A 19,857-nucleotide genomic window follows, 5' to 3' on the forward strand; every position below is an offset into this window, starting at 1 on the left:
CTTTAAAGAGAATCAACGAGAGGATTCACCATGTCTGTTATTAAGATGAGCGATCTGGATTTAGCAGGTAAGCGCGTATTGATCCGTGCGGATCTCAACGTGCCGGTTAAAGATGGCAAAGTTACGTCAGATGCACGTATCCGCGCTTCTTTACCTACCATCGAAATTGCCCTGAAACAAGGTGCACGTGTGATGGTTACCTCGCATCTGGGTCGTCCGACTGAAGGCGAATATAACGAAGAGTTTTCTCTGCTGCCGGTTGTTAACTACCTGAAAGAGCATCTGAAATCTCCAGTTCGTCTGGCGAAAGATTACCTTGACGGCGTTGAAGTTGCAGAAGGCGAGCTGGTTGTTCTGGAAAACGTTCGCTTTAACAAAGGCGAAAAGAAAGACGACGAAGCGCTGTCCAAAAAATATGCTGCCCTGTGTGACATCTATGTGATGGACGCATTCGGTACCGCGCACCGCGCACAAGCTTCTACCCACGGCGTCGGCAAATTTGCTCCGATCGCCTGTGCGGGTCCTCTGCTGTCAGCTGAGCTGGAAGCACTGGGCAAAGCACTGGGTAACCCGGCGCGCCCAATGGTGGCGATCGTTGGTGGTTCTAAAGTGTCTACCAAACTGACCGTTCTGGATTCCCTGTCCAAAATTGCTGACCAGCTGATCGTGGGTGGTGGTATCGCCAACACCTTCGTGGCTGCTCAAGGCAACAACGTTGGTAAATCCCTGTACGAAGCGGATCTGGTTGATACAGCAAGCAAACTGCTGGAAACCTGCGACATTCCTGTTCCTACAGACGTTCGTGTGGCCACTGAGTTCTCTGAAACTGCTACGGCTACCGTGAAGTCTGTTAAAGACATCAAAGATGATGAACAAATTCTCGACATGGGCGACGAGTCTGCTTACCGCCTGGCTGAGATCATCAAAAACGCGAAAACCATTCTGTGGAATGGCCCGGTAGGCGTGTTCGAGTTCCCTAACTTCCGCAGAGGAACCGAAATTGTGGCGCAAGCCATTGCTGACAGCGAAGGTTTCTCTATCGCAGGCGGCGGCGACACTTTAGCGGCTATCGACCTGTTCGGTATCGCTGACAAAATTTCCTATATCTCCACTGGCGGTGGCGCATTCCTCGAGTTCGTTGAAGGGAAAGCACTGCCAGCGGTTGTGATGCTGGAAGAGCGTGCTAAGAAGTAATGAACCCTGAACAGGAAGCATAGGGTTTCCTGTTCTTCTTTGCCGCGCGAGGGGCTGCACAGTGGAACTCGCGCGACATAGCAAACCGATTCAATCCATCTACGGCCGACGAATACAGGACAAAGAACTATGTCTAAAATTTTTGATTTCGTAAAACCAGGCGTTATCACTGGTGATGATGTACAGAAAGTTTTCGCTGTTGCTAAAGAAAACAAATTTGCTCTGCCAGCGGTTAACTGCGTAGGCACCGACTCTATCAATGCCGTTCTCGAAGCTGCTGCGAAAGTCCGTTCACCGGTTATCGTTCAGTTCTCTAATGGCGGCGCTGCGTTCATCGCAGGCAAAGGCCTGAAAACTGACGTGCCGCAAGGTGCTGCAATCCTGGGTGCAATCTCTGGCGCACACCATGTGCATCAGATGGCAGAACATTACGGCGTGCCAGTCATCCTGCACACCGACCATTGCGCGAAAAAACTGCTGCCATGGATCGACGGTCTGCTGGACGCGGGTGAAGCTCACTTTGCCAAAACCGGTAAACCACTGTTCTCTTCTCACATGATCGACCTGTCTGAAGAATCTCTGGAAGAAAACATCGAAATTTGCAGCAAGTACTTAGCTCGCATGGCAAAACTCGATATGACTCTGGAAATCGAACTGGGTTGTACTGGTGGTGAAGAAGATGGCGTAGACAACAGCCATATGGACGCTTCTGCGTTGTACACTCAGCCACAAGACGTTGATTACGCATACGAAAAACTGAACGCTATCAGCCCACGTTTCACTATCGCTGCGTCATTCGGTAACGTACACGGCGTGTACAAACCAGGTAACGTTAAACTGACCCCAACGATTCTGCGCGATTCTCAGGAATACGTTTGCAAGAAACACAACCTGCCACACAACAGCCTGAACTTCGTGTTCCACGGCGGTTCTGGTTCTACTGCAGCAGAAATCAAAGAATCTGTAGGCTACGGTGTTATCAAAATGAACATCGATACCGATACCCAATGGGCAAACTGGGACGGTATCCTGCAGTTCTACAAGAAAAACGAAGCTTACCTGCAAGGTCAGTTAGGTAACCCGGAAGGCGCGGATAAACCTAACAAGAAATTCTATGACCCACGCGTATGGCTGCGTTCTGCTCAGACTTCCATGGTGACTCGCCTGGAACTGGCATTCAAAGAACTGAACGCGATCGACGTACTGTAATTCTTATCCTTCTGGTGCTTGACCACCGGAATGTGAGGATCGTAACCAAAGGGGCTTCGGCCCCTTTTTTATTGTCTGCTTTCCGGCCACAATATCCCGTCCTGCGCGTTCCCGCATGAATTCCCGAAGAGAGAGCCATGAAGCCAAAATCTGTCACCCTCGATGATGTGGCACGCCACGCCGGTGTGTCTTATCAGACTGTTTCCCGCGTGCTTAATCAGGCGGCGCACGTCTCGACTAAGACGCGCGATAAAGTCGAGAAGGCGATGGCGGCGCTGAACTATGTGCCGAACCGCGTCGCACAGCAGCTGGCAGGTAAGCAAAGCTACACGCTGGGGCTGGCGACGACTGAGCTGGCGCTTCATGCGCCATCGCAAATTGCCTCAGCGGTCAAAACACGCGCCAATCAGTTAGGGTTTAACGTCGTGATTTCAATGACGGATAACCTGAGCCTGTCGGCTTGCCGCACGGCGGTGAGTGAGCTGATGTCACAACGCGTCGATGGCGTGCTTATCAACGTGCCGCTGTCCAACGACAGTGCAGATGCAATCGCGCAAATGTGTGGCAACTTGCCGGCGCTGTTTCTGGATGTTGATCCGCAGGCCGGGGTTTTCAAAATTTTGTTCGATCCGCATTGCGGGGCAGAACAGGGCGTGGAACATCTGCTGGCGCTCGGACATCGGCAGATTGCTGTACTGACCGGCCCGCTTGAATCCATTTCTGCACGCCTTCGGTATGAAGGCTGGCTGGAAACGATGGCGAAGTATCACGTGACGCCCTGTGCGGTGCAGCACGGCGACTGGAGCGCGGCATCCGGCTACCAGCAGGCATTGTTATTACTGAACCAGCCTGCGCGGCCTGGCGCGATTCTGGTGGCCAACGATCAGATGGCGCTGGGGGTTCTGCGTGCAGTACATGAATATGGCCTGCGCGTGCCGGAGCAAATCTCGGTCATCGGGTATGATGATACGGAGGACAGCGCATTTTTCTTCCCGCCGCTAACCACCATTAAACAGGATTTCCGTTTGCTCGGGCATGAAAGCGTCAACCGTCTGGTCGATCACCTGCACACTCACGGCGACCGTCGCCGATCATCGTTGTTACTGCCGACTTCTCTGGTAGAACGTCATACCACCGCGACGCCCGGTGAAAAGCCTGTTTCACAGGAAGCATTGTCCCAGGAGCTGATCCGTATCGCGCGGCAGCTCAGCGCGCTGTAATTCTCAAAATCAGAACGTACGGACGCGGAATCTGTGATCCGCGTCCCTTTCCTGCTCCCCTTCGCTTTACTTACTGCCTCGTGTTACGCATCTTTATTTATATTGTGAGCGCATAACAATTTTGCTGAGGATAAACGATGAGTACATCTGGGGACGAAAAACTGTCATCGCTGGCTGTAGTTCTGGCCCGGCGTGACTGGGAAAAGCCGTCATCGACGCAGGTCAACCGCCTTGCGGCGCATCCGCCTTTTAACAGCTGGCGTAATGTTCAGGAAGCCAGAGAAGATAAGGCATCGTCGGCTCTTCTCTCGCTGAACGGTGAGTGGGGATTCAGCTATTTTAACCGTCCTGAGGCCGTGCCGGAACAGTGGCTAAAACAGGATCTGTCCGATGCTGAACGGGTTCAGGTGCCCTCTAACTGGCAACTGGCAGGCTACGACGCGCCGATTTATACCAACGTTCAGTATCCTATCCCGGTAAATCCACCTTTCGTACCGGAAGAAAATCCTACTGGTTGTTACTCGCTCACAGTGAGTGTGGATAACGCATGGCTGAACAGCGGCCAGACGCGCATTGTGTTCAACGGCGTCAATTCGGCGTTTTATCTGTGGTGTAACGGCCAGTGGATCGGTTATTCGCAGGACAGCCGTCTGCCGGCGGAGTTCGATCTTAGCGGCGTACTGCGCGCGGGCGAAAACCGTCTGGCAGTGATGGTGCTGCGCTGGAGCGACGGCAGTTATCTGGAAGATCAGGATATGTGGCGTATGAGCGGGATTTTCCGCGACGTCATCCTGATGCATAAACCGGCGGAGCAGATCACCGATTATCAGGTTCGCACGCATCTTTTCCACGGCTTCACACTGGCCGAACTGGAAGTTCAGGTCAGCGCTGCCGTACCGCAGGAAACGGCGGCGGATTATCAGGTTCGCGTCCAGCTCTGGCAGGGCGACCACGCCATCGCAGAACATACGCAGCCGCTCGGCAGTGACATTATCGATGAACGGGGCGCTGCGTTCGACAAAACCACCGTGCGTCTGCCGGTCAGACAGCCTGCGTTATGGAGCGCCGAACAGCCTGCACTTTACCGCGCGGTGATTTCCCTGATTTCGCCAGACGGTGAGGTCATCGAAGCAGAAGCCTGCAACGTCGGTTTCCGTCAGGTGGAAATCAGCAACGGCCTGCTTAAAGTGAACGGCCAGCCGGTGCTGATCCGCGGCACCAACCGTCATGAACATCACCCGGAAAACGGTCAGGTGATGGATGAAGCGACCATGCGTCGTGACATTGTGCTGATGAAACAACACAACTTCAACGCGGTGCGTTGTTCGCATTACCCGAACCATCCGTTGTGGTATCGCCTGTGCGATGAGTACGGTCTGTACGTGGTTGATGAAGCCAATATCGAAACCCACGGTATGCAGCCGATGAACCGTCTGTCAGACGATCCTGTGTGGTTCAATGCATTCAGCGAGCGCGTTACCCGCATGGTTCAGCGCGACCGCAACCATCCGTGCATCATCATCTGGTCGCTGGGTAACGAATCTGGCCACGGCGCGAATCATGATGCCATGTACCGCTGGATCAAATCCGTCGATCCGACGCGTCCGGTGCAGTATGAAGGTGGCGGCGCAAACAGCGCGGCGACCGACATAATCTGCCCGATGTATTCCCGTGTGGAGCAGGATCAGCCGTTCCCGGCGGTGCCGAAATGGTCTATCAAAAAGTGGATCAGCATGCCGGACGAAACGCGTCCGCTGATCCTCTGCGAATACGCCCACGCGATGGGCAACAGCTTTGGTGGTTTCGATAAATATTGGAAAGCCTTCCGCCAGTTCCCGCGTTTGCAGGGCGGATTTGTCTGGGACTGGGTGGATCAGAGCTTGCTGCGTACCGGCGAAGACGGTGAGCGTTATATGGCTTACGGCGGTGATTTTGGCGATACGCCGAACGACCGTCAGTTCTGCATGAACGGTTTGGTGTTCGCCGACCGCACGCCGCATCCGTCGCTGTTTGAAGCCCAGCGCGCGCAGCAGTTCTTCCAGTTCTCACTGATTAGCACCGCGCCCCTGACGCTGCAAATTCAAAGCGAATACCTGTTCCGCCACAGCGATAACGAGCAACTGGTCTGGCGCATTGAGCAAGACGGTGAAGTGATTTCACAGGGTGAAGCCGTATTAAACATCGCGCCGAACGGTACGCAAACGCTGGAGCTGGGGCAGATCCCGCAGGTAAAAGGGGATTTATGGCTGAATGTTGCCGTGCATCAGCCGCAGTCGACGGCGTGGTCAGAAGCCGGACATCGCAGCGCGTGGGATCAGTGGCAACTGCCGCAGGCGCTAAGCCTGCCAGTGCCGCAAAAAACCACCGCCGCGGCGCCGGTTCTCGATGTGCAGGGCGATCAGATTTTTGTCATGTACGGCACACAGCGCTGGGAGTTCAGTCGGCGGACCGGTTTGCTGGAACAGTGGTTCGATGGCAAAACGCCGCGCCTGCTTTCTGCGCTTCGCGATCAGTTTGTGCGTGCGCCGGTGGATAACGATATCGGCGTCAGCGAAGTGACCCGCATCGATCCGAATGCGTGGGTGGAACGCTGGAAAGCCGCCGGTATGTATCAGCTGGAATCGCGCACGCTGAGCGTGATCGCCGATCAGTTAGAAGATCGCGTGATTATTGTCGCCCGACACGCTTTTCTCGCAGGTGATGAAACCCGCGTGCTGAGCAACAAGGTTTACCGCATTGATAATCAGGGTGAATTACATATCGACGTGGATGTGCGCGTTGCCTCGAACGTGCCGTCACCCGGGCGCATCGGTATGACCTGTCAGCTGGCGGACACCGCAGAAAACGTCAGCTGGCTGGGGCTGGGACCGCATGAGAACTATCCGGACCGCCGTCTGTCGGCACAACATGGCCGCTGGACATTACCGCTGGCAGAGCTTTATACGCCTTACGTCTTCCCGACGGAAAACGGCCTGCGCGGTGACACCCGTGCACTGGGTTATGCCGGATGGCAGCTGCGAGGCAATTTCCACTTCGGTCTTAGCCGGTACAGTCTGCAACAGCTGATGGACACCAGCCATCGTCACTTGTTGCGCGAAGAGCAGGGGACCTGGCTGAATATCGACGGCTTCCATATGGGCGTCGGTGGCGATGATTCGTGGAGTCCAAGCGTCAGCCCGGAATTCCTGCTGACCGCTGGTCATTACCATTACGCTTTCACCTGGAAACGGGCCTGATATCCCGCGCCGCGGCGTTAATCCGCTGCGGCGCAGCATTCAGTCGCAAGGAAACTGCAAATGAATTACATGAAAAATACCAATTTCTGGATGTTCGGGCTGTTCTTCTTTTTCTATTTTTTCATCATGGGGGCCTATTTCCCGTTCTTCCCGATCTGGTTGCACGACATCAATCAGATCAGCAAAAGTGATACCGGGATTATTTTCGCCAGCATTTCGCTGTTCTCATTACTTTTCCAGCCGGTGTTTGGTTTGCTCTCAGATAAACTGGGGCTGAAAAAGCATCTGCTGTGGATCATCACCGGGATGCTGGTACTGTTTGCGCCGTTCTTTATCTATGTGTTCGGCCCGTTGCTGAAAGTGAATATTTATCTGGGATCGGTGGTCGGCGGGATTTATCTTGGGCTGATTTACAACGCTGGTGCGCCCGCGATTGAAGCCTACATTGAGAAAGTCAGCCGTCGCAGCAGCTTTGAATTTGGCCGTGCGCGGATGTTCGGCTGTGTAGGCTGGGCGCTGTGTGCATCCGTGGTTGGCATCATGTTTACCATCAACAACGAGTTCGTGTTCTGGCTCGGCTCCGGCTGTGCGGTGATCCTCGCCATTCTGTTGCTGATCGCCAAGCCGGAAGTGATCTCCAGTGCACGGGTAGCAAACGATTTGGGCGCCAATACCAAACCCTTCAGCCTGAAAATTGCGCTCGAGTTGCTCAAAGACCGCAAGCTGTGGTTCCTGGCGCTGTATGTGATCGGCGTTTCCTGTACCTATGACGTTTTCGATCAGCAGTTTGCAAACTTCTTCACCTCGTTCTTTACTTCTTCTTCTGAAGGCACGCGCGTCTTCGGTTACGTCACGACCATGGGCGAATTACTGAACGCATGCATCATGTTTTTCGCGCCGCTCATCGTGAACCGTATCGGTGGCAAAAATGCGCTGCTGCTGGCAGGGACGATCATGTCCGTGCGCATCATCGGTTCGTCGTTTGCCTCATCGCCTGTCGAAGTGGTGGTGCTGAAAACGCTGCACATGTTTGAAGTTCCCTTCCTGATTGTCGGCTGCTTCAAATACATCACCTCGGTATTTGAAGTGCGGTTCTCTGCGACGATTTATCTGGTGACATTCTGCTTCTTCAAACAGGTGGCGATCATGTTTATGTCGGTGTTTGCCGGGAACATGTATGACCGTATCGGTTTCCACGGTACGTATCTGATCCTTGGTCTGATCGCGTTGGCCTTCACCGTGATCTCGGCCTTTACGCTGACCGGTCGCGGTCCGTTGCAGGCTTTCAAAACGCCAGAGCCGCTAAAGAATCACCCTGCAAATTCCTAATTTCACTGGGATCTTGCCCCTGAAATTGGCACTTCATCGTATTGTTAGTTAACCTTAACCTACAGTTGCTGCCCGTATATCGGGCAGCTTTGGTTTCTTATAACCCGTCAGGGTAATTTTTTGGGGTACTTAAATGGATGATTTGAACGTTGTGGGTAGCATTAACAATGCGGGCAACTGGTTGGTAAGAAATCAGGCTTTACTGATCCATTACGCCGTCAACATCGTCGCGGCTATTTTTATTCTTATCATCGGCCTGATCGTCGCTCGCATTTTATCCGGTACTGTCAGCCGTGTGATGAAACTGCGCGGTATTGATCTGACGGTGTCTGACTTCCTCGCCGCTCTCGTGCGTTATGCCGTTATCGCCGTTACGCTGATTGCCGTTCTGGGGCGCGTTGGTGTGCAGACCGCATCGGTCATCGCCGTTCTCGGTGCCGCAGGTTTGGCCGTCGCCTTGGCCTTGCAAGGTTCGCTTGCAAACTTTGCCGCCGGCGTGTTGCTGGTAATCTTCCGTCCGTTCCGTGCCGGTGAATACGTCGATCTCGGCGGTGTGGCCGGTACCGTGACGCAGGTGCAGATTTTCTCCACTACGTTGCGTACCCCTGATGACAAAATGATTGTGGTACCGAACGGTAAAATCATCGCCGGTAACATCATCAACACTTCACGTGAGCCGAACCGTCGCACTGAAATTGTTGTTGGCGTGGGTTATGAATCTGATATTGATCAGGTGAAGAAAGTGTTGGGCGATATCATCGCAGCGGACAACCGTATCCAGCACGATAAAGGCGTTACCGTTCGTCTGAATGAAATGGGCGCTTCCACGCTGAACTTTGTGGTACGTGTCTGGAGCTCTAATGGCGACGCTCAGGAAGTTTACTGGGATCTTCTGGAAGCCTTCAAACGTGCGCTCGACGAGAACAAAATCAACATCGCTTACCCGCAGATGGATGTGCATTTGCATCGCGTGGCGGATGCCGCTGCCAGCCAGCAGGAAGAACAACGTTCCATCGAAAGCAAGGGTATCGCGGAATAACGCGCGACGACGTTGGAATATTCAGGCGCCTGCGGGCGCCTTTTTTGTTTCTGAAATTCATGAATATCGATGATAAGCCAGCCTAATGGGGGATTAGAATTATCCATTTCCTCTAATGCCATCAATGCCTTTACACTGCGCGCATTCTCTCTGACTGACTGTTTAAAGGATGACAACGTGCTGGCTATTTTCCTGCAAGGACTGGCGATGAGCGCCGCGATGATTTTACCGATTGGCCCGCAAAATGCGTTTGTGATGAATCAGGGCATTCGCCGCCAGTATCATTTAATGATCGCCGGATTATGTGCCCTGAGTGACATCGCGCTCATCTGCGGCGGTATTTTTGGCGGTAGCGCACTGCTGAGTAAATCACCACTGTTACTTTTGCTGGTGAGCTGGGGCGGCGTGGCATTTTTACTGTGGTATGGCTGGGGCGCGTTCCGGACGGCGTTCAGCAAAAACCCTGAACTGGCGCAGGCGGAAGTGGCAAAACAAAGCCGCTGGAAGATTGTAGTCAGCATGCTGGCGGTGACCTGGCTTAACCCACACGTGTATCTCGATACCTTCGTGGTGCTCGGCAGCCTGGGGGGGAGCCTGAATGCCGACGAACGCTCGTGGTTCGCGCTCGGTGCGGTGAGTGCGTCGGTTATCTGGTTCTTCGGGCTGGCAATTCTGGCCGCCATGCTGGCGCCGTGGCTGAACACCGGCAAAGTTCAACGGGTGATCAATTTTATCGTCGGCACTATCATGTGGGGCATTGCCATCCAGCTGGCTCGGCAGACGGGCGTGCTTTAAGTGAGTCGGATAAACAGTTTTTTGTCACTAATCTTAGTTTCTGTTGTAACGGATTATGCTACGGTTTCGCAGTTAATACGTTTATTGCCATATCTTTGATGATTAATGGAGGCACTGTGAAACTGAAAGCATTGACTGTAGCAGCGATGTTGGGATTAGGGACATTACCGCTGGCGTTGCAGGCGGCAGAATTACCTGCCGGACCGCACGTTGTAACCTCAGGAACGGCGAGCGTTGACGCCACGCCAGATATTGCCACGCTGGCGATCGAAGTGAACGTCTCTGCGAAAGATGCCGCAAGTGCCAAGCAACAGGCCGATGCGCGTGTGGCGGAATACTTTGCTTTCCTGCAGAAAAATGGCATTGAGAAGAAAGATATCAATGCAGCGAATTTACGTACTCAGCCGGAATACGACTATCTGAAAGACGGGACATCTCAGCTGAAAGGCTACCGTGCGGTGCGTCAGGTACAGGTGACATTACGTCAGCTGGATAAACTGAACGAGCTGCTGGATGGCGCGCTGAAATCGGGTCTGAATGAAGTCCGCGCCGTTGAGCTGGGCGTTGCGAATCCGGATCGTTTCCGTGATGAGGCGCGTCAGAAAGCGATTGATAACGCCACCCAGCAGGCGAAATCGCTGGCCGAAGGCTTCCACACCCAACTGGGGCCGGTTTACAGCATTCGCTATCACGTCGCTAACTACCAGCCGATGCCTGTCGCGCGGATGTACAAAACCGCCGAAGCAGCAGGTCAGAGCGATGTAGCACAGACTTATGAACAGCAAAGCATCCATTTTGACGATCAGGTTGATGTCGTGTTTGAATTGCAGCCGCAAGCACCTGCGCCTGCTCAGTAAATATGAAGCTGTAAAAATGAAAAAAACCGCCTATGGCGGTTTTTTTGTTTGTGGCTGGACCGTCAATCAGTCCTGACGCAACACCTGATGACCGTGTGCCAGCAGTGCGTCGGTGACTTTGCGCATCATGCGGCTTTCCGGGGCGAAGCGGTGCCAGTAAAGCATCCGGCGCTGGAACAGGCCCGGCGTCAGGTCAATCAGCTCACCACTTTCCAGCTCTTTCTCGATTTGCAGATGCGGGATCATGCAGCAGGTGGTGCCCTGACGCGCCAGTTGCACGAAAGCTTCTGACGAGTTCACGATATGGCACGGCACGCTGCCCGGCGACAAATCAAAGTTCTGCTGCAAAAAGGCCTGATGCATATCGTCCAGATGGTCAAACGCCACCGCCGGTGCTTTCAGCAGCGCGGAGCGGGTAACACCATTCGGGAAATAGCGGTCGGCGAAAGGTTTTGATCCGACGAACAGGTAATCAAGCGCGCCCAGTTGATCAACCAGACAGCTCGGCAACGGTTGCGGCTGAATACTCACCGCGCCGACCACTTCACCACGGCGCAGGCGTTCCTGCGTCCGGGTTTCATCTTCCACCTGTAAATTCAAGCGGATAGGGGAATCAACCAGCACTGATTTCAGCGCTGGTAACAGCCAGGTGGCGAGACTGTCGGCGTTGACCGCCAGCGAGAGCAGCAGCGGTGTATCATTGCTGTCGCTATTACTGTCACTGCCCAGCCACTCTTCTTCCAGCAGCTCGACCTGATGCAGCAGCGCCAGTAATTTCTGCCCCTGTTCGGTCGGGCGGGGTGGCACGGTGCGCACCAGCAAAGGCTGGCCGAACAGGTTTTCCAGTTGTTTAATGCGCTGTGAGACCGCCGATTGAGTGATGCATAGCTTCTGTGCTGCGCGCTCAAAACCGCGCTCACGGATCACCGCGTCCAGTGCCTGCAACGTTCTATAATCTGGGCGTTTCATCGGAGTTCTGTCCCTTGGATTTCATTTTATCCAACCACTATGCCACAGATTGTCAGGTTTTGTGGTGAGGAAAATCCTGACGTTTGCAGTACGATTGCACTTAATAAGTGTGATCTCGCCACGGCGTTGTTTATCCCAATCACTCTGACTTGCTTTATAATCACCAGCACTTTCGGGTTATCAGACAGAGAAGCCATTATGACGCAGGAAGAATTGAAGAAAGCAGTTGGCTGGGCCGCACTGGACTACGTGACGCCGGGCACCATCGTTGGTGTGGGTACCGGATCCACCGCAGCACATTTCATTGATGCACTCGGCTCTATCAAAGGGCAAATCGAAGGGGCGGTATCCAGCTCAGACGCATCTACCGAGAAACTGAAAAGCTTAGGCATTCACGTTTTCGACTGCAACGAAGTGGATTCGCTGGATATCTACGTTGATGGCGCTGATGAAATCAACGGCTCCATGCAGATGATTAAAGGTGGCGGCGCGGCACTGACACGCGAAAAAATCATTGCCGCGATTGCGAAAAAATTCATCTGTATCGTCGATGCGTCCAAGCAGGTCGATGTTTTAGGTAAATTCCCGCTGCCGGTAGAAGTCATACCGATGGCGCGTTCTTACGTGGCGCGTGAGCTGGTGAAACTTGGCGGTCTGCCGGAATACCGTCAGAATGTGCTGACTGATAACGGCAACGTGATACTCGACGTGCACAACCTGAGCATTCTTGATGCCGTCGCGATGGAAAATAAGATCAACAATATTGCCGGTGTCGTGACTGTCGGTCTGTTTGCTAACCGTGGCGCAGACGTTGCGTTGGTTGGCACTTCGGAAGGCGTTAAAACTGTCACGCTGAAATAATGCAGCGATAAGCAGAAGATCTGGCTGCTGCATCAAAAGCAGCCAGACAGACCTCTGTCATAACGCAATGTTATGAAGATGATAATTTTCAGACTGAATCATCTTTTCTTCAAAAGCCTTAATTCGGTGACTTATGTCACATTTTCGGCAATCTCCTCCTAAACGTCTGGCGCAGTAAAATCTAACTAGCATGAAATGCTGGAAACCCTCTGACACGGTGAGCCTTCTGCTACCGGGCAGGCAATCGTTTGTATTGATGATGGCGGATTTTTTGTTATGTTGGCTGTGAGCAATCACCTCGCAGTTCGAATTCAGCCAGAAAATTATAGGGTCGGGAAATGGCAAAAGTATCACTTGAGAAAGACAAGATTAAATTTTTGTTAGTGGAAGGCGTCCACCAAAGTGCGGTTGATACCCTCCGCGCAGCGGGCTACACCAATATTGAATTTCACAAAGGTGCTTTGGATACGGAATCGCTGAAAGAGTCGATCCGTGATGCGCACTTTGTTGGGCTCCGATCGCGTACTCAGCTGACCGAAGAAGTTTTCCAGGCAGCAGAAAAACTGGTGGCTGTGGGGTGTTTCTGTATCGGCACCAATCAGGTTGATTTGAAAGCCGCCACCCGCCGTGGTGTTCCGGTCTTCAACGCACCGTTCTCTAACACCCGTTCCGTTGCCGAAATGGTGCTGGGCGAAATGTTGCTGATGATGCGCGGTATTCCTGAAGCGAACGCCAAAGCACACCGCGGTATCTGGAACAAACTTGCAGTTGGCTCGTTCGAAGCTCGTGGTAAACGTCTGGGTATCATCGGTTACGGCCATATCGGTACGCAGCTAGGCATTCTGGCGGAAAGCCTTGGGATGCGTGTCTTCTACTACGACATTGAAAGCAAATTACCATTGGGTAATGCGCAGCCGATTGCCTCTCTGGAAGAGTTGCTCAATACCAGCGATGTCGTGACGTTACATGTGCCGGAAACCGCGGGTACCAAAGACATGATTTCTGAAGTGCAGCTGGCGCAGATGAAGCCGGGTGCACTGCTGATCAACGCTTCTCGCGGCACCGTGATCGACATTCCTGCTTTGTGCAATGCACTGCGCAGCAAGCATCTGTCCGGCGCGGCGATCGACGTCTTTCCGGAAGAGCCCGCGACCAACAGCGATCCGTTCAATTCACCGCTGTGTGAGTTCGATAACGTGCTGCTGACGCCGCATATCGGCGGCTCCACCATGGAAGCGCAGGAAGGTATCGGACTGGAAGTGGCGGGCAAACTGGCGAAATACTCTGATAACGGCTCGACGCTGTCAGCAGTTAACTTCCCAGAAGCGTCTTTGCCGGCACATACCGAGAAAGCCAGCCGCCTGCTGCATATCCACGAAAACCGTCCGGGCGTGCTGACCAGCATCAACCAGATTTTCGCGGAGCAGGGGATCAACATCGCGGCGCAGTATCTGCAAACCAGCCCTGAAATTGGTTATGTGGTAATTGATGCAGAAACTGATATCGCGACGCTGACTAAGGCGCTGCAACTGATGAAGGCCATTCCGGGAACGATTCGCGCCCGTCTGCTTTACTGATCGAATCAGTTGAAACAACAAAGCCGCCGAAATGAAAGGCGGTTTTTTTGTGTCTGGTATCAGAGAGTTTTGGGATTTCGCAGGTTCTCTCGGGACAACTCAAAACCTCATCAAAAGAAGCAGGGCGATCAGACCACAGAGGATCAGTGAGGAAAAGGTGATTTCGAACTGGTAGCGTCGCAGCATATTGCGGTACCTCAGGGCAGAAAATGGATAAAAAAACACCCGGCGAACCGGGTGTCAGATTATCAGTCTTGATAGCTGATAAGTGCAGGCACTTATCAGAATATCTTAGTCAGACTTATGCAGCTGGAGTTGCTTTGGCAGCAGGAGCCGCTTTTTTAGCGTGTTTCACGTGTTTTTTAGCAGCCTGAGCTTTCTGAGCTACTGGTGCTGCTTTCTTAACGTGTTTCACAGGTTTTTTAGCAGCCTGGGCTTTCTGAGCTACTGGTGCTGCTTTCTTAGCGTGTTTCACGTGTTTTTTAGCAGCCTGGGCTTTCTGAGCTACTGGTGCTGCTTTCTTAGCGTGTTTCACGTGTTTTTTAGCAGCCTGGGCTTTCTGAGCAACTTTTTTGTGAGTCTTGTGTTTAGTTACGTGCTTGGCAGCAGGTGCGGCCGTTGTTGCGGTAGCAGCAGGTGCCGGAGTTGCTGTTGTTTCAGCAGCGAAAGCGACAGAAGACAGGCCCATTGCAGCGGCTACAACCAGAGCTAATACTTTTTTCATCGTTAATTCCTCAAGAATTTGGGTTTGTGTGTCTACCCCACTGCGGGGCCGATGAGAGGATAATAGGCGCGTCGAACTCTGCTGTCCGTGAGTGATTGGTATCGGCGTGTAACGGTATGTATAAACGGTAAAAGTATTGTTTTTCAATACATTGAGTTTTTTGAGGGGGCGGGGATACTTTTAATGAGGGATTAGTTACAACATACTTTTGTTGGGTATACATAGACTGTAGCTCCGGGGTCTACCACGTCCACACTTTGCCCGGCGTAATCACTTCTGGCAACGGTACATCCCAGTGTTCCACCGGCAATTCATCGACCCGTTGACAGTCATGGGCTAAACCGATCGGATACGGCCCGCCATTTTGCCAGTGCTCCAGCGTACGGTCATAAAAACCGCCGCCCATGCCAAGACGCTGCCCTTGGTTATCGAACGCCACCAGCGGCGTCAGGATAATATCCAGCTGCGAGAGGGGGATCACCTGTGTCACATCCAGCTGCGGCTCAAGAATTTTAAGGCGATTACGCACCAGCGGTGTTTGCGGCGTGTATCGCAGAAACAGCAGATGATGAGAGGAAAACGGATGCAGCACCGGCAGGCAAAGCTGTTTGCCTTCCTGCCATAAACGCTGAATGAGCGGCGCAGTATCGAGTTCTCCGTCAAAAGACAGAAACACGGAAACCGTCGTTGCAGAGTGGATTTTAGGGTGAGATGCAACACGTTCGGCTGCCTGCAGGGCGAAATGGGCTTGTTGTTCAGGTGTCAGGTTTTTTCTGCGTTGGCGTATTTCGGTGCGAATTTTTTGTCGGACTGAAGCGAAATGAGGTGTATACGGCATAGATACATGAACCAGAAAGGAATGTACCGAAAAGAAAGGGGAATCTCCGAGATGCCGTCGCAGGCTGTAACCCTTGAACCCATGGTTCAAGGTGAACGTGCTGTCGCAATCTTTAGGCTTCTCGGACGGACCGAGCATGCGCACCGATTACGGATCATCACATTCTGTTGGTACTAATTATCGGCTCAGGGGACGGGCCCGCTGGCGAACATCTCAGAGAAATTTTTTACCGTTTCTGACTGCCTGTGACCAGCAAATCAGCAACGTGTGTTATTCGAAAGGCGCCCCTTCACGTTCAGAGATACGGCCTTGTTCGAGCAATGCCTGCTCGATGGTTTGTTGCAGCATCCGGATACGTTGTTCCATATTGGATGCGTAATCGCGAGTTTTCAACCTTTCCTGAGCAAGTTCGTGACATACGTTCAATGCCGCGATGAAAACCAGTTGCTCTGTATTGGTGACTCTAGTGCGAACTTTCAGATCTTGCAACCGCTGATTAAGATCTTCAGCTGCCAGATTCAGTGCTTCCTGTTGTTCTGGCGGACAATTCACCCGTAAAGAGCGACCAAAAATTTGAATATCTACCGGTTGTGCAGACATGCCACCTTCCTGCTAATTTATTCGTCCGCCCCAACATGACCACTACGACCTGGCGCAGGATGTTGGAAGCGGGCGCCACTATAACTATCTCAATACCAGGTTACAACCCCGTGGCTGACTGAGTGCTGCCCGATTGTTCAGAGCGAGTCATTCTACCATCAGTGTGCCTGAGACAGGCTGCTAATCTGGTACTACGACAGACCTTGGTGGTAGCATAACACGAACTTATCCTGCCAACGATGGCGAATGCGCATGTCTATTGAGAATACTTACCCAACTTACGATTTGTTGGATCAAAACCTGAAACAACAATCGGTTGCTTTAACCGCGGCAGAAATGCACGGGTTGATCAGTGGTTTACTGTGCGGTGGCAACCGCGACGGTAGCTGGTTAACGCTGGTGCATGATCTGACGAATGAAGGCATGGCCTTCCCGCACACGCTGGCCGATTTGCTGCAGCAATTGCGTAAAGTCACATCAGATACCCTGGAAGACGACAGCTTCGAATTCAAGATAATGATGCCTGATGATGATAAAAGTATCTTCGAGCGCGCCGATGCGCTGGCGGGCTGGGTCAACCATTTCCTGCTCGGTCTTGGCATGATGCAGCCAAAACTCGCCAAAGTGAAAGGTGAAGTCGGTGAAGCGATTGACGATTTGCGTAGTATCGCGCAATTAGGCTACGACGAAGATGAAGATCAGGAGCAATTGGCGCAGTCTTTAGAAGAAGTGGTGGAATATGTTCGTGTGGCAGCCATCCTGTGCTTTGGCGAATTTGGTCACAGCCTGCCGACCGCCCCGGAAAATCCGCGAACTTTGCATTAAGTTTTTCATGAATTGTTCTTAACTCGATAAATTAAAACGATTTCAGGAGAGCAGGTGAGATGACTCAGCAAGAATTTGAGAATCGTCGTCAGGCACTTTTAGCCAAGATGGCACCGGGCAGTGCTGCCGTTATTTTTGCCGCGCCCGAAGCGCCGCGCAGCGCAGACAGCGAATACCCATATCGTCAGAACAGCGACTTCTGGTATTTCACCGGCTTCAACGAACCGCAAGCGGTGCTGATTCTGGTGAAAAGTGATGAGAACCATAACCACAGCGTGCTGTTCAACCGCGTGCGCGATCTCACTGCTGAAATTTGGTTCGGCCGTCGTCTCGGCCAGGATGCCGCACCGGCGAAGCTTGGCGTCACCAAAGCGCTGCCTTTCAGCGACATCAACCAGCAACTGCATCTGCTGCTCAACGGTCTGGATGTGGTGTACCACGCGCAGGGCGAATATGCCTATGCCGATGAAATCGTTAATTGTGCGATGGATAAACTGCGCAAAGGTTTTCGCCAGAACTTTTCTGCTCCGGCCACGGTCACTGACTGGCGTCCGTGGGTGCACGATATGCGCCTGTTCAAATCCGCCGAGGAAATCAGCATCATGCGCCGCGCCGGACAAATCACCGCGCTGGCCCATACCCGTGCAATGGAGAAATGCCGTCCGGGCATGTTCGAATATCACCTTGAAGGCGAAATTCATCACGAATTTACCCGTCACGGCGCGCGTTATCCTTCCTATAACACGATTGTCGGCGGTGGTGAAAATGCCTGCATTTTGCATTACACCGAAAACGAGTGTGAGCTGCGCGATGGCGATTTAGTGTTGATTGATGCCGGTTGTGAATACAAAGGTTACGCGGGCGATATTACCCGAACCTTCCCCGTGAACGGCAAATTCAGCAAAGCGCAGCGCGAAATTTATGACATTGTGCTGGCGTCAGAATACAAAGCACTGGAAGTGCTTAAGCCGGGCAGCAGCATTCAAGCCGCGACTGAAGCGGCCGTGCGCGTGATGATTGAAGGTCTGCTCAAATTGGGCGTGATGAAAGGCGACGTTGAGACACTCTATGCTGAGCAGGCGCATCGCCAGTTCTTCATGCACGGCCTGTCCCACTGGTTGGGGCTGGATGTGCATGATGTCGGCCATTATGGTTCGGTTGACCGTAGCCGTACGCTGGAACCGGGGATGGTGCTGACCGTTGAACCGGGTTTGTACATTGCGCCGGATGCGGACGTGCCGGAAGCCTATCGCGGTATCGGTATTCGTATCGAAGACGACATCCTGATCACCACCACCGGCATTGAAATTCTGACCGGCGACGTAGTGAAAGAAGCTGACGACATTGAAGCATTGATGGCGGCGGCACGTAAATAATATGAGCATCGTTTGTCTATGAGCATAGTGATTGTTGGCGGCGGAATGACCGGTGCCACACTGGCGTTGGCGATTTCCTCGCTGAGCCAGGGGCGTCTGGCCGTGCATCTGGTGGAAGCCACTTCGCCGGAAAATCACGGGCATCCGGGTTTTGATGCCCGTTCCATCGCGCTGGCGCAGGGTACTTGTCAGCAGCTGGCACGCGTCGGCATCTGGCCGGCACTGGCAAAAATCGCCACGCCGATCCGTGATATCCACGTCAGCGATCGCGGCCATGCGGCTTTTGTTCATCTCAATGCCATGCATTACGGCGTTGAAGCACTGGGGCAGGTGGTTGAGCTGCATGAAGTCGGCAAACGTCTGTTCGCACTCCTGAAGGCGGCTCCGGGTGTCACACTGCATTGCCCGGCGAAAGTTGTGGATGTCGCAAGGACTGTCGATTCTGCCAGCGTCACGTTGGATACCAGCGAAACACTGACTGCGCAACTGCTGGTCGCCGCCGACGGTTCCCACTCATCTCTGGCCAAGGCTTGCAATATTGGCTGGCAGCGCGAAGATTACGGTCAGATCGCGGTTATCACCAATGTCGCAACGTCTGAGCCGCATCATGGCCGCGCGTTTGAACGCTTCACACAACACGGCCCGCTGGCCTTATTGCCGATGTCCGACGGGCGTAGCTCGCTGGTGTGGTGCCATCCGCGTGAGGCCAAAGCTGAAATCGATGGCTGGAGCGAAGCGCAATTTCTCAGTGAACTGCAAAAAGCCTTCGGCTGGCGTCTGGGCACCATGAAACAGGCCGGCACGCGTTTTAGTTATCCTCTGCAATTACAGAAAGCCAACAGTCACATCAGCCACCGTATGGCGCTGGTCGGCAATGCCGCGCAAACGCTGCATCCGATCGCCGGTCAGGGCTTTAATCTCGGTTTGCGTGATGTGATGACGCTGGCGGAAACGCTGGCAAACGCCGCCAAGAAGGGGACTGACGTCGGAAGCTATCGGGTGCTGAGTGAATACCAGCAGCGCCGTCAGCCCGATCAGCAGGCTACCGTCGGGGTAACCGATGGCCTGATCCACTTATTCGCCAATCGCTGGCTGCCATTAATGGTCGGACGCAATCTGGGTTTACTGGCGATGGAAGGCATTACGCCGCTGCGTGATGCTTTTACACGCAGGACTTTAGGTTGGGTTGAACGTTAAGCCTTACAGGA

17 protein-coding genes and 1 other RNA gene are annotated in these 19,857 nt (G+C 53.2%); 13 read left to right on the forward strand and 5 right to left on the reverse strand.

Translation table 11 applies throughout. From position 1 onward, the window contains the following. The first annotated feature begins 30 nt into the window (after nt 1-30). From GE278_04630 to GE278_04665, 8 genes are all read left to right on the forward strand, one after another. Nucleotides 31-1,194 (forward strand): phosphoglycerate kinase, encoded by a 1,164-nt coding sequence (locus GE278_04630; GenBank protein ID QLK60108.1) that lies wholly within the window; start codon nt 31-33, stop codon nt 1,192-1,194. Between the two features lie 129 nt (nt 1,195-1,323). Continuing rightward, complete coding sequence (fbaA, locus tag GE278_04635) at nt 1,324-2,403, forward strand: class II fructose-bisphosphate aldolase (GenBank protein ID QLK60109.1); 1,080 nt, start codon at nt 1,324-1,326, stop codon at nt 2,401-2,403. Nucleotides 2,404-2,540: 137 nt separating this feature from the next. Beyond that, on the forward strand, nt 2,541-3,623 hold the full coding sequence (locus GE278_04640; GenBank protein ID QLK60110.1) for a LacI family DNA-binding transcriptional regulator: 1,083 nt from the start codon (nt 2,541-2,543) through the stop codon (nt 3,621-3,623). A gap of 137 nt (nt 3,624-3,760) precedes the next feature. Continuing rightward, nucleotides 3,761-6,859: a beta-galactosidase gene (locus GE278_04645; protein QLK60111.1), complete on the forward strand. Its 3,099-nt coding sequence runs from the start codon at nt 3,761-3,763 to the stop codon at nt 6,857-6,859. 60 nt (nt 6,860-6,919) lie between these two features. Beyond that, nucleotides 6,920-8,188: an MFS transporter gene (locus GE278_04650; GenBank protein QLK60112.1), complete on the forward strand. Its 1,269-nt coding sequence runs from the start codon at nt 6,920-6,922 to the stop codon at nt 8,186-8,188. A gap of 133 nt (nt 8,189-8,321) precedes the next feature. Further along, the gene (mscS, locus tag GE278_04655) at nt 8,322-9,227 is read left to right on the forward strand and encodes a small-conductance mechanosensitive channel MscS (protein ID QLK60113.1); all 906 of its coding nucleotides are present in this window, start codon (nt 8,322-8,324) and stop codon (nt 9,225-9,227) included. 177 nt (nt 9,228-9,404) lie between these two features. Beyond that, entirely contained in the window at nt 9,405-10,022 is a 618-nt protein-coding gene (gene argO / locus GE278_04660; GenBank protein ID QLK63194.1) for an arginine exporter ArgO, read from the forward strand. A gap of 116 nt (nt 10,023-10,138) precedes the next feature. Beyond that, nucleotides 10,139-10,879 carry an oxidative stress defense protein gene (locus GE278_04665; GenBank protein QLK60114.1) on the forward strand — a complete coding sequence of 247 codons (741 nt, stop codon included), beginning with the start codon at nt 10,139-10,141 and terminating at the stop codon, nt 10,877-10,879. A 66-nt stretch (nt 10,880-10,945) separates the two neighbouring features. Here the strand turns inward: GE278_04665 and GE278_04670 are convergent, their stop codons facing one another. Then, on the reverse strand, nt 10,946-11,848 hold the full coding sequence (locus GE278_04670) for an ArgP/LysG family DNA-binding transcriptional regulator (GenBank protein QLK60115.1): 903 nt from the start codon (nt 11,846-11,848) through the stop codon (nt 10,946-10,948). Between the two features lie 198 nt (nt 11,849-12,046). Between GE278_04670 and rpiA the strand changes: the two genes are divergently transcribed. Beyond that, nucleotides 12,047-12,709 (forward strand): ribose-5-phosphate isomerase RpiA, encoded by a 663-nt coding sequence (gene rpiA, locus GE278_04675; GenBank protein ID QLK60116.1) that lies wholly within the window; start codon nt 12,047-12,049, stop codon nt 12,707-12,709. A 338-nt stretch (nt 12,710-13,047) separates the two neighbouring features. After that, entirely contained in the window at nt 13,048-14,286 is a 1,239-nt protein-coding gene (gene serA, locus GE278_04680; protein ID QLK60117.1) for a phosphoglycerate dehydrogenase, read from the forward strand. A gap of 301 nt (nt 14,287-14,587) precedes the next feature. On the opposite strand, the gene asr is transcribed toward serA, so the two are convergent. The 4 genes from asr to zapA form a co-directional block, all read right to left on the reverse strand. Then, entirely contained in the window at nt 14,588-15,010 is a 423-nt protein-coding gene (asr, locus tag GE278_04685) for an acid resistance repetitive basic protein Asr (GenBank protein QLK60118.1), read from the reverse strand. Nucleotides 15,011-15,251: 241 nt separating this feature from the next. Continuing rightward, the gene (locus GE278_04690) at nt 15,252-15,848 is read right to left on the reverse strand and encodes a 5-formyltetrahydrofolate cyclo-ligase (GenBank protein ID QLK60119.1); all 597 of its coding nucleotides are present in this window, start codon (nt 15,846-15,848) and stop codon (nt 15,252-15,254) included. 39 nt (nt 15,849-15,887) lie between these two features. Beyond that, nucleotides 15,888-16,071: non-coding RNA, 6S RNA (ssrS, locus tag GE278_04695), on the reverse strand. A gap of 47 nt (nt 16,072-16,118) precedes the next feature. Continuing rightward, entirely contained in the window at nt 16,119-16,448 is a 330-nt protein-coding gene (gene zapA, locus GE278_04700; GenBank protein ID QLK60120.1) for a cell division protein ZapA, read from the reverse strand. Nucleotides 16,449-16,700: 252 nt separating this feature from the next. On the opposite strand from zapA, the gene GE278_04705 reads away from it, so the two are divergent. From GE278_04705 to ubiH, 3 genes are read left to right on the forward strand one after another with little or no spacing between them, the layout of a single operon-like run. Beyond that, nucleotides 16,701-17,273: a UPF0149 family protein gene (locus tag GE278_04705; protein QLK60121.1), complete on the forward strand. Its 573-nt coding sequence runs from the start codon at nt 16,701-16,703 to the stop codon at nt 17,271-17,273. Nucleotides 17,274-17,332: 59 nt separating this feature from the next. After that, nucleotides 17,333-18,649, forward strand: a complete 1,317-nt coding sequence (gene pepP / locus GE278_04710; GenBank protein ID QLK60122.1) for a Xaa-Pro aminopeptidase — start codon at nt 17,333-17,335, stop codon at nt 18,647-18,649. A gap of 18 nt (nt 18,650-18,667) precedes the next feature. Continuing rightward, nucleotides 18,668-19,846: a 2-octaprenyl-6-methoxyphenyl hydroxylase gene (gene ubiH, locus GE278_04715; protein QLK60123.1), complete on the forward strand. Its 1,179-nt coding sequence runs from the start codon at nt 18,668-18,670 to the stop codon at nt 19,844-19,846. The last annotated feature ends 11 nt before the right edge of the window (nt 19,847-19,857 follow it).

It is taken from the genome of Enterobacteriaceae bacterium Kacie_13, from assembly GCA_013457415.1.
Taxonomy (GTDB): Bacteria; Pseudomonadota; Gammaproteobacteria; order Enterobacterales; family Enterobacteriaceae; genus Rahnella.